11 protein-coding genes are annotated in these 13,649 nt (G+C 42.6%); all 11 read right to left on the bottom strand.

The genetic code is table 11. The features are described 5' to 3' along the window. Positions 1 to 21: 21 nt before the first annotated feature. Entirely contained in the window at positions 22 to 489 is a 468-nt protein-coding gene (locus GXP67_RS18060) for a hypothetical protein (RefSeq protein WP_162444418.1), read from the bottom strand. 166 nt (positions 490 to 655) lie between these two features. Continuing rightward, entirely contained in the window at positions 656 to 3,709 is a 3,054-nt protein-coding gene (locus GXP67_RS18065) for an efflux RND transporter permease subunit (protein WP_162444419.1), read from the bottom strand. 157 nt (positions 3,710 to 3,866) lie between these two features. Beyond that, the gene (locus GXP67_RS18070; RefSeq protein WP_162444420.1) at positions 3,867 to 4,919 is read right to left on the bottom strand and encodes an efflux RND transporter periplasmic adaptor subunit; all 1,053 of its coding nucleotides are present in this window, start codon (positions 4,917 to 4,919) and stop codon (positions 3,867 to 3,869) included. 67 nt (positions 4,920 to 4,986) lie between these two features. Continuing rightward, positions 4,987 to 6,339 (bottom strand): TolC family protein, encoded by a 1,353-nt coding sequence (locus GXP67_RS18075; protein WP_162444421.1) that lies wholly within the window; start codon positions 6,337 to 6,339, stop codon positions 4,987 to 4,989. Between the two features lie 186 nt (positions 6,340 to 6,525). Further along, complete coding sequence (locus GXP67_RS18080; RefSeq protein WP_162444422.1) at positions 6,526 to 7,137, bottom strand: TetR/AcrR family transcriptional regulator; 612 nt, start codon at positions 7,135 to 7,137, stop codon at positions 6,526 to 6,528. Positions 7,138 to 7,281: 144 nt separating this feature from the next. Next, a complete protein-coding gene (locus GXP67_RS18085) occupies positions 7,282 to 7,875 on the bottom strand; it encodes a DUF3575 domain-containing protein (RefSeq protein ID WP_162444423.1) in 594 nt (197 codons plus the stop codon). A gap of 31 nt (positions 7,876 to 7,906) precedes the next feature. After that, the gene (locus GXP67_RS18090; RefSeq protein ID WP_162444424.1) at positions 7,907 to 8,653 is read right to left on the bottom strand and encodes a DUF1028 domain-containing protein; all 747 of its coding nucleotides are present in this window, start codon (positions 8,651 to 8,653) and stop codon (positions 7,907 to 7,909) included. Between the two features lie 9 nt (positions 8,654 to 8,662). Next, positions 8,663 to 9,253: a DUF3575 domain-containing protein gene (locus GXP67_RS18095; protein WP_162444425.1), complete on the bottom strand. Its 591-nt coding sequence runs from the start codon at positions 9,251 to 9,253 to the stop codon at positions 8,663 to 8,665. 200 nt (positions 9,254 to 9,453) lie between these two features. Next, positions 9,454 to 10,377 carry a T9SS type B sorting domain-containing protein gene (locus GXP67_RS18100; RefSeq protein ID WP_162444426.1) on the bottom strand — a complete coding sequence of 308 codons (924 nt, stop codon included), beginning with the start codon at positions 10,375 to 10,377 and terminating at the stop codon, positions 9,454 to 9,456. A 244-nt stretch (positions 10,378 to 10,621) separates the two neighbouring features. Further along, complete coding sequence (recO, locus tag GXP67_RS18105; RefSeq protein ID WP_162444427.1) at positions 10,622 to 11,308, bottom strand: DNA repair protein RecO; 687 nt, start codon at positions 11,306 to 11,308, stop codon at positions 10,622 to 10,624. Positions 11,309 to 11,363: 55 nt separating this feature from the next. Then, positions 11,364 to 13,634: a type IX secretion system anionic LPS delivery protein PorZ gene (porZ, locus tag GXP67_RS18110; RefSeq protein ID WP_162444428.1), complete on the bottom strand. Its 2,271-nt coding sequence runs from the start codon at positions 13,632 to 13,634 to the stop codon at positions 11,364 to 11,366. Between the last annotated feature and the right edge of the window lie 15 nt (positions 13,635 to 13,649).

The following is a 13,649-nucleotide window of genomic DNA, read 5'->3' on the forward strand; positions in this document are numbered from 1 at the left end:
GCAAGATGCCCTGGAAATATATTACCGTACATATTCCGGATAATCTTTCAGAATGCTGGCATAATCACTGCGGACTTTCTCTACAATTTCTTTCCGGGGTTGCGCCAGTTCTATGGTGAGCGCATCCAGGCGGCCAGCACAATCCAGGGCTTTGGTGCGGTGTTCTGAAATTTTTAGCAAACTATGTATGCCCTGCGAAACCGTACCGACAAGCGAAATAACGGCAATTACGCCGCACACCGCTTTCCATCCTTTGGCCAAAGGAGCAGGTTCTTTTCCCGTGGCTGCTTCTGCTACCACCGTAGTGGCTATTTTGGTATCCATCGCACTGTCGGCAGCCAGCGTAGTAGCCAGAATACCACAGACTAGCGTAAGAATAACAAGACTCGTGTGTAAGGTCCGGTAACGCCGGGCATTCCGGTTTACCGTAGCTAAGCGGCTCGTTACATCGCTCCGCAGTAGCTGAAAATCTTCCTGAATGGTTGCCATGGTTTGTAAAGTAAAAAAAAGCTAATCGCTTATTACTGATTAAATTATAAAATATAAATATTTCATCCTAATCACACTTTCTAAAATATTTAGATAGAAAAAACAAAAGCCTGGTCTTATATGAACAGGCTTTTGATAAATTCAAAACTACTATTAACAATAGCCTCTAGGCAGCAACTGGTTGTACTTCTACTTTGGGAGGAAGCAATTTGTATAATACCGGTGTTACTATCCTGGTCAGTAGGGTAGAGCTGATTAAGCCGCCAATGATGACAAGTGCTAAAGGTGAATACAAAGGTGAATTTTCCAGTACGAGTGGCATCAGTCCGCCTATGGCAGTAAGGGTAGTCAGAATAATCGGAACAAACCTGGTTTCTCCGGCTTCCTGAATGGCATCATCCAGGCTCATTCCATTGGCCCGCAGTTGATTGGTATAATCTACCAGCAGAATCGAGTTCTTGATTTCTATTCCCACTAGAGCAATTAAGCCAATAGTGGCGGTAAAGGAGAAAGAATTTCCGGTGAACAGCAGCATCAGTACAGCGCCAATAATGCCGAGCGGAATCACAGACAATACGATTAAGGTACTTTTGAAGGTTTTAAATTCCAGAATTAAGATAGCCAGAATGCCAAAAACCGTAACAATAACAATCGTTCCCAATCCGCCAAAAGATTCCTCCCGGCTTTCCAGTTCACCGGCGGCTCCATAATGGTACCCTTCCGGAAAGCGGAAATTGTCGAGTTTGGCCAGTATTTCATTGGTTACATTGGAAGTGAGATAGCCTGTTTGTACAAAGGCGCTTACGGTTACAAAACGGTCTTTGTCATAATGGCGGATAAACGTAGGAGAGGCTTTTAATTGCACATCGGCCAGTTGTTTCAGCGGAACCAAAGCGCCGCTATTGGCACTTACATACATCTGGTCGAAGGCTTTCATCGTCTGGCGTTTTCCTCTGGGCAAACTTACATTAATCTGATACTCATCTCCATTGTCTTCCCGGTAAATGCCCACTGGTAACCCGGCAATGCCCATCCGTATCGTGCGGTCTACTTCACTTACCGGTATGCCCATGATGCCAGCTTTATCTTTGTTGATTTTTACCTGCAGATCCGTTTTAAGGGTGGTCAATGGATTTTCTACATAGATGGTTCCTGGCGTAGTTTTCAGAATATTTTCTACCTGGAAAGCCAATGACCGCAGCGAATCCAGGTTATCGCCGAATATACGTATGGCAATAGGCGCTTCTATCGGAGGACCTTGTTCAAACTGCTTTACCTGGATTTTGGCATTGGGATATTCATTAAACTGAAGGCGAAGTTCATCTACAAAGCTTTCGATTTCTTTCAAAGGCATATCTTTTAACTGCACGAAAATCTCGGCAAAATTGGCGGCTTCATTTTTCTGGATCACATTATAATAAATTCTTGGATTACCCCGGCCCACATTCGTAGCAAAATTCTGTAAGCCTTTTTTTGAAGCGAGCACTTTTTCCACATCTCTGGCAATACGGTCGGTTTCATACAGACTGGTGCCTAAAGGAGTTTCAACCGTGATCAAAAACTGTGGTTTATCAGAACGGGGAAACAAACTGAATCCAACGGTTGGCACCAGAGCCAGGCTACCAACAAATATAGCTAAGGCCACCAGCAAGGTGGTAATGGGTCTGGCAATGGCACGGTGCAGCAAACGGCGGTATGAGCCTCCGATCAAACGTTTTAAGCCTCTCAGAAAAATATTACCTTCTTCATGTTCTTCTTCCTTTAAGATCAGGCTGGATAAGAATGGAACGATGGTGAGAGACACAAATAAAGAAGCCAGTACAGTAGTAACAACGGCCATCGGCAAACTGCGGATAAAATCTCCGGCGGCTTCCGGTAGAAACATCAGGGGAAGAAAAGCGAAAATCAACGTAGCCGTACAGCCCAATACAGCCACACCTATTTGTTTTGTCGCTTCAATGGCGGCATCTTTCCGGTTGTAGCCCATACGCAAAAATCTGGCAATATTCTCCACGACTACAATGGAATCATCCACCAGCAAACCAAGGGCAACCACCAGACCTACAATACTCAACTGGTTAATGCTGAAACCAGCAAAATCGAGCAGTGCTAAGCCAATCGCCAGCGAAAGCGGAATAGAGATCATCACCACAACAGAAGCTCGGAAGCCTAAGGGAAGCAGGGTAAGCAATACCAGGAAAATAGCAATGCCGAAATCTCTCGTAAAGCCAGATAAGCGGTGAGACACACTTTCCGATTGATCAAAGCTTTTTTCGTATTTAATGCTGGCAGGTAAAGTTTTCTGAAATTCTTCCAGCACCGGATTTACCTGATCCCGGACCTGATAAATATTCATGCCATCTTTCTGGCTGGCCGTTACAAATACCGCCCGTTTGCCATTCAGCCTGGCTACATAGCTTTCTTCTTCATAATCAAAATTGACATCAGCGATGTCTTTCAGGTAAATCGTTTGTCCGGTAGAAGATTGGATGACAGTATTGCGGATTTCTTCGATAGAAGCATAATCACCGCTGGTTTTTACATTGAACTTTTTGGTTCCCATCTCAATGCTGCCGCCGGGAATATTGGCATTTTCACTTTGAATGGCACCTAATACTTTATTGAGGCCAATCCGGTAAGAAGCCATTTTGCCCAGATCTACAGAAACCCGTACCTGTTGCTGCGGATACGCCCAGGTATCTACATTTTTCAGGCTTTTAATTTTTACTAAGCGTTCCTGCAACTCTTCAGCCTGTTTTTCCAGATCCCGGTAAGGAGCCGTTTCGGAAAGTAAAGCTACCTGCAAAATATTCACATCAGAAGGAGTAAACTTTTGTACTTCCAGGCTCAGAATACCTTCCGGTAAACTGCCCCGTATATTGTTTATCTCCCGCAATACTTCGTCGTATTTCTTGTCCGGATCTGAGTCGTAGGTAAATTCCACTCGGAGTACTGCCAGACCATCGTCAATATCGGTTCGTATCTTTTTTACATTGTCCAGCTCATTTAATTTTTCTTCCAGTGGATCAACCACCAGTTCCTCCATATCGGTAGGGCTGGTGCCCGGATAGACAACCACTACGCCAAACTGCGGCGATTTAAACGTAGGATCTTCTCCTCTGGGCATATTGAAGAGGGAATTGAGCCCGATAGCCAGCACCATCACAAAAATGATAATGGTGAACTGGTAATTTTTTACAGAAAATTCAGCGATTTTCATAAGGAAAGAATGATTGAGTGGATGAGTGACTGAGTGATTGGGTGAATGAGTCATTGAGCGCTTAAGTGATACGCTGTAGTAGCCATTTAACAATGTAACAATAGCAACTATTGAACACACTCATTCACACAATCACTCTTTCACTCATTAAGACAAGCTAATTGACGATTTTGACTTTGGAATCCTGGGTGAGGTAGTGGTTGCCGGCTGTAATGATGGTGGCCTGATCGGTTAAACCTTCACTGATTCCTACCAGGCTGTCGTAAATACCGGCAATTTTTACCGGAAGCTTTTTCACCGTTTGCTTATCACTGTTCAGTACATATACATATCCCTGGTTACCATCTGCTTCGATGAGTGCTTCGATCGGAACCATCAGGCTGGCTTGTGTTTGCGAAGGAGTAATTTGTACTTTAGCTACCATGCCAGTGGCCAGTTTTTTGCCTTGCGCATCTACCCTCAGTTCTATTTCAAATGTACCTTTGGCTGGGTCAGCGATCTGGGCGATTTCTGTAACGGTGGCTGTAAAATCGGTATTGGGATAGGCATCAAATTGTACGGTGGCTTTATCTCCGGTAGTTAATCTTACCATACTTCTGTCGGATACGCCGGTGCGGATGATCCACTGCTCATTTCCGGAAGCAGCAAATACAAATATGGGCGTACCCCCTGTTACCTGTTCTCCGGTTTCTGAAAAGCGGCGCAGGATCTGGCCATTCTCCGGGGCATAAATAGTAGAATATTGCTGGTTAAAACGGGCCGATTGTAAAGCGGCGGCGGCTACTTCTAAACCTGTAGAGGCATTTTGTACTTGTTCCAGGGTAGCGGCACTGTCGGCATACAGATTTTTTATACGGCCTACATCCCGCAGCGCTTTTTCATGGTTTTGCTCGGCTCCTTTTACCTGTGCATTGATTTCTGTGAGGTTGAGGGTGGCTAAGAGTTGCCCTTTCCTTACGGTCTGGCCTTCATCCACCGATATAGAAGCGATAATGCCACCGGTTTTGAAAGAGAGTTTTACTTCTTTTTTGGAAGCCAGTAAACCACTGGTAATTATAGGCTCTGTAATCGATTGGGTGCTCACATGACGGGTTTTTACAATCACTGGTGTATCAGCCGTAGAATTTTCTTTGGCCTGGTTATCACTGCAGCCATACAGGATGGTGAGTATACCTGCCAGTAAAATGAGTGTGTAAAGACGGGTTTTCATGGGGTATGAAAGGGTTGAAAACGTGGGATGAAAGGAGTTATAACTATATATGTACTTGTCTTTGATTTTAATCTTTGGCAGCTACCCGGTTAAGTTCGGTTATTCGTATCTGGTAATCATATTCAGCCAGAATCTTGCTATTTTCGGCATTGGTGAGTGAAGTAAGGGCAGAAAGGTATTCGATGTACAGTGCCATTCCTTCCTTGTATTTCCGGTTGACAATATTAAAGTATTTCTGGGCGCTGGTCACCCGTTCGGTAGCTGTTTGTACATTCTGCCTGGCTACCCGTACCTGTTCGGCAGCTGTAGTAACCTGTAGCCTGATTCTTTGCTGGAGTTCGGTCTGCTGGGTTTCCAGGCGTTGACGGTCTAAAGAGGCTTGTGCAATCCGGGAGCGGTTCTGAAAGCCGCCGAACAATTGCCAGCTCAATACCAGGGAGCCTTGTAAATAATCGTCTTGGGAAGTAAAGCGGTATTTGGTTCCCTGAAAACCATAATCTACTACCAGGTTCAACGTAGGCAATACTTTGCTGCGGTTCAGTTTTAGATTCTGCTCTGTAATTTGCAAACCCTTGTTTACCTGTTGTATTTCTTCCCGTTTTTCTAAAGAAGTGGTAAGCAGGTCATCCATACCGAAAGCAGTAATTTCTTCAAAGGCGAAGGTAGTATCGGTTTGTATTCTTGTGTCCAGAGGTTTGTTGAGCAGAAAGTTGAAATAAGCCGTGGCAATAGTTTTATTCTTTCCGGCATCAGCCAGTTTGAGTTCCGTATCGCTGATGTCGGCTTTGATGGCGTAGATGGCATCATAGGTGATTTTATTGTTCTCAAACAGTTTTTCGTTCAATGCGAGGTTTTGTAATTGCAGGCTTTTTACCTTCTCATACAATTGAATGCCTTTTACACTTTTCAGATAGTTATAATAACTGGTGCGGATGTCAGCAATTAACTGTCTTTTGTAAATATCTACTGCATCCTGCTGCATGGAAACCTGTGTTTGCCTGATCTGATAGTTGTAATAAATGCTAGGCTGCAAAATGGGTTGTACCAGGCGAAGTTTCGTTTCGTGTTCTTCGGGACGCAGAAAAGGAATGGCTGCATTCTCCAGGGTTGGAAACTGTTTGCTGTCCGTAAGCTGATTTAATGTATTGTATGCTGGATTCAGCAGGTCACCAATGGGAAATTCAATTAAACGGCCGCCGGTAGCTCTCGAATAGCGGGCATTCAGTTCCAGAGAAGGCATAAACAAGCCTCTGGCTTCTTCCAGTGCGCGCATATTTCTTTCCAGAGAAATATTTTCCTGCTTCAAAGAAAGATTGCTTGCTAATCCCTCAGCTACATAGGTATCGAGAATGTTTTCCTGTGCCTGAGCCTGCTGAAATACTACAAGACTGAAAATGAGAAAGAATACAAAATGTCGCATGGCATGTATGAATAAATGGTATCCTTAAGATTGTGTTATAAAAGTACGATCTGTTCAATTTTTTACTTCTGAAAGCTGGTTGAGGCTTTAAAAGCGGCCGGTGAAACGTATATAATTTGTATTCAACCGGAGAATTATAAACATTTATAAATTACTGAACAGTGTTCAGTTAAAGGCAAAATTTTTTTAGATTCTGAACAGGTCAAGCATCATATCACACGATTGTTTCATGAGCTGCTTGGCTGTAGCTTCATCATACATCTTAAAACGGTTGCGGATAGAGAGCGAAGTCATGCCATGTTTAAACGACCAGATCGCCATAGCTGCGAGTTCCACATCCATTTTTTTCATATAGCCCTGTTCCATACAATCCCGGATAATCTCTTTTAATGAATCATATGCCCGGAAACCACATGCCCATTCATCATTTTGGTGCTGCAAAGCTGTCATAGGTGCCCGCATGATAAACATCAGATCATAATACTCCGGATTTTCATAGGCAAAATCAATGTACAGATCCGATAGCTTCACCAACCTGTCGAATGGATTCTCAATATTCCTGGTAGATTCCATTACCTGAAAAAACTTTTCAAAGGCTTTATCGTGAATAGCATGGAATATCTCGTCCTTGTCTTTGAAATATAAGTATATAGTAGCCGGACTGTATTCGATCTTGTCGGCGATTTTGCGGATGGATGTTTTGTCGTAACCTTCTTCAATAAACATCTGGGAAGCTTCCGTTAAGATCATCTCCCGCATCTCCAGTTTTTCCCGTTCTTTTCTTTCTGTAATTCCCATGTTTATTTGGTTAACGATTCAAATATACTGAACAGTGTTCAGTAAAAGCAAGTGTTTTTGCTGAAAAATTATTATTTAACTTATAAAATACTGAAATATAGTGCTTTATAAGATTTTGCGAATAATATAAATAGGATTATTTTATTAGAAAATATAGCCAATATGAAAATCCGGACTAACTATAAAAATAGTGGAAAATCTTCTGTTGATGCGTGCATTCTGATGCCGGTTATAGTTAGTGTTCTCCAATCCAACGTGCAAAGAGGGCGTGATTCCTAGAGAAATTTTCTTTTTAATGACTTGCTGATACCCTACTAATATTCCAAGGCCCATTACATGACGTTTTTCCAATGCATTCGGCCTGTCAATATAATCACGCAGATAAACGGCAGAGGCACCCAGATGAAATCCGTTAAAATAATTTTGTTTATTTCGCCTGAAATAATGCCGCCATTGCGGAAGTACCATAAATTGTCTATAATTATCAACTGTGCTACGGCCATCAAAATAATTTCTATTGGAATAATAGTAACTGATGCCCAGACTTACAGAATTTTTTGTACTTAATAGCCGCTCGTATTGTAGGCCGGTTAAAAATGTTTGGGTGAAAAAACCTTTATACCAGAAAGGCAATCTCAACTTAATGTCATGCTTTACTGGCAGAGAATCTGTAGTTTGGGAAAAGCATTCAGCACACATAAGTACAGGCAGCAAGAGCAGAAGTAAAGATTTTTTCATGGCATATTATTTCAGAAAACAGCTGGCTTGTTTATTTTTCTTTTGCCTGCTGTTTCACTTTCCATTTATCATATTTATTGCGCAGCATTACTACGGCGTTTTGTCCGCCTTTTCCCTGGCCAAATATTACTAAATTCAGGTAGGGACGTTTGGGGTGATCATCTGGCCGGGCTACCGTAATAAAAGCCGTGGTTGCTTTTTGTTCGCCGCAACGTTTGTCGCCTCCATCCTGGGCACCTGCTTCCAGGGCTTTCATGAGGATGGCATCAATACGCAAACCTTCTTTCCGGGCATTAAGTACAGCTTCCAGAATTTTTTGAATGGCTGAATTACTCGCCAGGGTATTGCCTTGTACAGAAATGCCAGTAGCTGTAAGTGCCCCATTATACACATGGGTAGAATCGCCGGTATATGTCTTAGGTGCCAACAGGTGCTGAAGTGTTACCACTGCGTATTGCTGCCTTTCCGGATCGTAGATGGTGTTTCTGAGTTCGGCAATAATCTGTTCCGGCGAATTACCAGATATGATCATTTCCAGACCTCTGGCTTTTGCCTCTTTATTGCTCATGGCCTGCACAATAATGGCTCCCTTTCCCGGAATAATGCCGCCAATGCCATAACAATTATAGGTGCAGGAAGCTCCTGCAATCCCGATTTCTCTCGTTTCCGGGTCAATCAAAATAATAGACCAGGTTGCAAAGGAGTAGGAGTAGCAAGCCAGCAGGAGAAGTAGTGTGGCAGAGAAGGGTTTCAAGGAGTTAAAGTTTTGTGATGTCATAAAATTAATTTAGAATCGGTAAGCAAGATTAAATCCGGCCCGCATTCCAAACATTTCATACCGTCGTGAGAATGAAGCTTGAGTACTATTAATGACTTGCTCTGTTTTTTCATTGCCCATCCGGTACTTGGCTCCCATATATGTTTCCAGATGCAACTTGCGGGATAACTGAAAATTCTTTCCCAGAAGCAGACCTGGGCTCGCCTGCTTTTGCTTACTGCTGATCAGGTAATTATCTGTACTTTGTTCGCCACCAGGCGTTATGCTATTTTGTTGAATTTCCAGAAAAGAAGAAATATAATAAGATTTGGCGACCACTTCTCTGGTATTAAAGTAATATTTAAGTTCAGGAATTACATTATTATACACTTCGTTTGCGCCATCTGTACTGCTCATATCAATGCCACTCCGGTTTATTAATACTTGCAGCGAAAAATGATTTCTTATCAATCGCTCGTAACCTATCCCTACAGAATACATGAGTCCGCCTAAAGGCAGAATAATAATTCTTCCTTTAACTATATTATTCTGATCGTTTGATTGTGATCTGGCGTAAAAAGTAATGGAGAGTATTATTATACAGATAAAGGCTGTTTTCATATTAGTTGTGTCGGATAATATAATAATTTACTTACCTGTGAGTAGTAATACCTATGCATAACGCAGTATTATTCAAAAGATAGGCAAAAGAAAGGCAGGCCGCAATACCGGAAATTAGGTATTTTTCAGCGCTATTTGAGTTAAAAAGCACTAAAAATGGGGATGACTGGTGGGTGAAAAGTGTGCATAACAACCGGTAATCATCTCAAGAGGGTGACCGTGCCTTTCATGGTATTGCTGCGTAAGCGATTCCTATTTCTGCACGTAAATTCTGTATACCAGTAATAAATGCCTGGGGCGCAGGCAGTGCCTTTGGTTTTGCCATCCCATCCCTGCGCTATATCACCTGTCTCGAATAGTACCTTTCCCCAGCGGTTATAAATTTTCAAATGAAATCCGGCTATATCAGACATAGGCTTACACAGAAAAACGTCATTTTTCCCATCTCCATTGGGGGTAAACACATTAAATGCTTTTACGATGCAATCACCGGCAGGCGGCTCGGGAATGTCTTTTTCCTGGATGTTATCAATTAATATATTTCCGAAATACGTGCCAAAATGAGGAGGCACTTTATAAGTAGCTTCCAGAATCAGATAGTATATGTCATTGGATTCTGGCGTAAGGCTTACCTCATAGGTTTTCCAGTCGGTATGATCTATCACAGGCGATTCCCAGAGTAATTCTGTTCTCTCACAACTGTTAGTTCCTCCCCATATTTTGAGTATCACCGGATTGACATACGATATAAATCCTCCATTTTCATCATTACGGCCATGCAAATCTGAAAAAGCAAGGTCTATGCTGATAGGGTACGGATTATTTGCTTCCAGTTTGGTATTGAGCCGGGTTTGAACTGCTTCCACCGTATTGGCATAGGGCCCATCGTTACCCCTGGTTTCTAAACTCAAATACGTAGCCTGGTTGGAGGCTGGCTTTTTTACATTCCAAAAACCGGGCTGGGTATCTGGGGTACTGAATGTATTGCAAGGTGTCCAGGGAATAGGAGGGACATCACGTTGGGGGAGTCCTTCAAATGAAGGGTTGTTAATCCGTTGTGTATACCCATGTTGAGAAACAGCTGCCAGGAATAGCACCAACACTAATTTTGAGAATGCTTTCATTGGGCTACCAGTAACAAATTGAATGTTCTATGATTATACATCATGCCTTCAAAACAAGTGCAGGATGGTTCTAATTAAGGTAGGAAAAGAAAGGCAGGCCACAAAACCGGTAACTAAGTTTTTACAGAATGAAACAGGTAGTATAGAAAGTTATAATATAGGGTGTATATGTATTGGTAGTAAAATGCTGCATCATACTATTTTTACTAATAACTTATAATAGACAGCCAACAACCATTTCCTCCTAACTCATTACTTCTTTCAGTACTTGCAGTGAGCGGATTTCGCCGAAGTTTTCTACATGGAGGGCATAAAAACGGAGTACATATTCCATGATCTGCCGGCGGATCGTGCCGGGAATATAAGTGTATTGTTCGTACGATTGGGAAAGCAGCGTATTCAGGGCCTGTTTTTCTTCTTCAGTAGCCGGATAAATACGGATGGCGCCAATCTGCTCCATAATTTCCTCCGCCTGTTGAGGAACAAAACCCAGGTACCTGGATAATTTAAGCAGGAATTGTACCGGAAAATTTTCAATATGGGTTTCCTGCTGATCTAAAAACAGGATGGAATGCAGCAGGAAATGGAAAAGTGGCAGATTGGATGCCTCTTCTTTCAGGGTTTTGTTAAGCACTTCGGTCATAAACATAGCAATGCCCGATTTGTGAAAATGATAGGGTATACTCTGCAAAGCTTCCAGGCATTTAATTTCCGAAATACGGAAAATATCACCGCTTTCTTTATGATATACAACTAAATCTAGTAAAGTGAGCGGCTGGAATAAAGCGATCTTATTTTTGGATTTAGCGCTTCTTACCCCATTTTCAATATAAGTCTGAATGCCAAATTCTTCCGTATATATTTTAACAATAATGGATGTTTCACGGTATTTTATATAATTAATTACGATTCCCCTGGTTTTATGAAGCATATCTATGTGAAGCAAGCAACTTAATCTGATAACACCAAATACAGGCAGTTCATTCCTATTCGATGATGGCAATTTTGCTTACAAACGTTTCTTTTCCTTCTGTATCAGAACTGAAAATCAAATAGATTCCCGTGGCTGCTTTCCGGCCGGTATAATCTCTGCCATTCCAGACAGCCGTACTGCCCTGTGCTTTGGTTTCGTAGATTAGCCGGCCAGTAATATCTGTTATTTTGACCTCTGCCTGTGCTACCAGTCCGGATATAGTAATCAGTCCCTCAAAACCTGGCCGTACCGGATTGGGAAATATTTTCACATCTGAATGAGTGCTTCCTCCTTCCGTTGCGGTTCCCCGGTATGAAACAATACCTTTGTCCGTTGCGATAAACACCTCTCCGGTCACCGGCTGAATTTGCACATCGCGTATAATATCCGACAATAAGGGGCTGTTTTGCCTGGTAAAATGATGAATAAGTTCACTGCCATCCGGGGTGAATAGCCATAGCCCATTCCTGGTACCTATCCATTTCCGGTTTCCGCCATCTACAGTGATTGCGGTAATACTTTCATCGCGCAATAAGGGGCGGCGTTCAAAAATGGGCTCAATAGCATCAAACCCACTGTTTTCAAATATAGCAAAGGGATTAAAAAATACAGCAATACCCCGGTCAGTGCCCACCCATACCTGGCCTTCTTTATCTGCAGTGATAGCCGATACAATACTGGAAGGCAGACTACCTTGCCCAGGAGGAGTGGTAGTTAGGTATCTGCTGCGGTTGTTTTTCTCATCAAACACCCAGATTCCTCCAGGAGGAGAAGCCAGTGGCATCCATTTATACCCAGCATCATCTATTAGCAGTGAAGTGGGGAAACGGGCGGCAGTACTGGAAAAATTGTAAGATTGCCAGGAATTATCTGTCTTCTTCATATACAGTGAAGCACTTCCGGCAGCAGCGCCATAAATTGCCATCCAGACATTTCCTGTGGCATCCACTTGTATGTCAGTGATTTTTATATCTCCGGCAGGAGAAGATTGCAGCGGAGAATTACTAGCATTAAATATGGTACTTGATTGTCCTGGCTGAGTTACCAGCACACCATCACCAAAAGCAGCCATATAGAGTTGGTCATCAGCCGGGTTATAAGCAGCATTTACCAGATCTTGCACCACCGGAATCTGGTGGCCTGGATCTGTTGTTGCACCATAATAATTCTCCCAACCAGCAGAGGTAAAAATGGAAAGCGTTCCAGACTGGTTTAAGGCGGTATAGGTACTGGAAAAACCACCAGGCACAGCGAGTATATTTTCTTTATATGACAGTAACTGCCATATAGAATTGCTGGCTGGCCCATTAGGTACATATTGTGCAAAAGTGCCTGACTCATTGCTGAGCAAGCCATTTACCCCATCAGCTATCCAGAGTTTGTTTTCTGCATCAAAGGCAGCTTCGTATGGTTGCTGGATTAAGCTATTTTGTATCTCCTGTATATTGTTGTTTGCATCCAGCACCAGAACTTTCCCAGGAGTACTAACCGTAATAAATCCTAGTGATTCTTTGATTGTATATCCCTGCGTTGTTGCAGGCAGATCTATTTTTTGCCACTGGCTATTCTCATACATATATAAGCCATCATTTTCCAGACTGGCATATACTTTTTCTTGCCGACTGGCCAGAGAAATTGCGGCTTTTGCAGGTATTCCCTGAGAAGGTCCGGCAAGGACCCAGTTATTATAATCGAGCAAATTTACACCTGTCGCTGGAGCTGTTAATATGCCCTGGGAAGAAGCCAGAAACAAAGTATTATTGACCATAGCCATGGCATATGTCCGGATGGCACTACCACTTGCACCCAGGTTGAGATAGGTTTCTTTAATCTCCTGTTTTTCTATATCCAATACAACCACTCCAAAATTAGTAGATAAATAGGCCAGATTCCCATTGAAAAAAATGTGATTAACCTGTTTATCAGGAATAGCTGTAGATGTAGCCAGATCATCGATATTGGTAATGGTATTGTCCCGTAACAAGTCAATATTCCCATTTGTGTAGGCGATCAAAAGCGTCTGGGTAGAGGAATTATAGGCCAACCTGCTTACTTGTGTATCGCTGAACCCATCCTGCCTGGACAGTATGGTGCTGCTGCTGGTAGCTTTGTCATATACAAAATATCCATTATCTGCTGCGGCGTAAACCTGTTCGCCGGCAATGGCTATGGTATGGATAGAAGAATAGGAGAGGTGTGTACGCCAGGTTCCTACCGGAATGTTCTGGGCAAGCGCCTGAACGGTGATTAAAAGATAAACCGCAACAAGGCAGTATAATTTCATTAGATTATTTTTATT

The sequence above is a fragment of the Rhodocytophaga rosea genome, from assembly GCF_010119975.1.
In the GTDB taxonomy this organism is placed as follows: Bacteria; Bacteroidota; Bacteroidia; order Cytophagales; family 172606-1; genus Rhodocytophaga; species Rhodocytophaga rosea.

Coding starts and splice junctions, on each gene's coding strand:
- GXP67_RS18060 (WP_162444418.1), bottom strand. CDS start 489: ATGGCAACCATTCAGGAAGATTTTCAGCTACTGCGGAGCGATGTAACG.
- GXP67_RS18065 (WP_162444419.1), bottom strand. CDS start 3,709: ATGAAAATCGCTGAATTTTCTGTAAAAAATTACCAGTTCACCATTATC.
- GXP67_RS18070 (WP_162444420.1), bottom strand. CDS start 4,919: ATGAAAACCCGTCTTTACACACTCATTTTACTGGCAGGTATACTCACC.
- GXP67_RS18075 (WP_162444421.1), bottom strand. CDS start 6,339: ATGCGACATTTTGTATTCTTTCTCATTTTCAGTCTTGTAGTATTTCAG.
- GXP67_RS18080 (WP_162444422.1), bottom strand. CDS start 7,137: ATGGGAATTACAGAAAGAAAAGAACGGGAAAAACTGGAGATGCGGGAG.
- GXP67_RS18085 (WP_162444423.1), bottom strand. CDS start 7,875: ATGAAAAAATCTTTACTTCTGCTCTTGCTGCCTGTACTTATGTGTGCT.
- GXP67_RS18090 (WP_162444424.1), bottom strand. CDS start 8,653: ATGACATCACAAAACTTTAACTCCTTGAAACCCTTCTCTGCCACACTA.
- GXP67_RS18095 (WP_162444425.1), bottom strand. CDS start 9,253: ATGAAAACAGCCTTTATCTGTATAATAATACTCTCCATTACTTTTTAC.
- GXP67_RS18100 (WP_162444426.1), bottom strand. CDS start 10,377: ATGAAAGCATTCTCAAAATTAGTGTTGGTGCTATTCCTGGCAGCTGTT.
- recO (WP_162444427.1), bottom strand. CDS start 11,308: ATGCTTCATAAAACCAGGGGAATCGTAATTAATTATATAAAATACCGT.
- porZ (WP_162444428.1), bottom strand. CDS start 13,634: ATGAAATTATACTGCCTTGTTGCGGTTTATCTTTTAATCACCGTTCAG.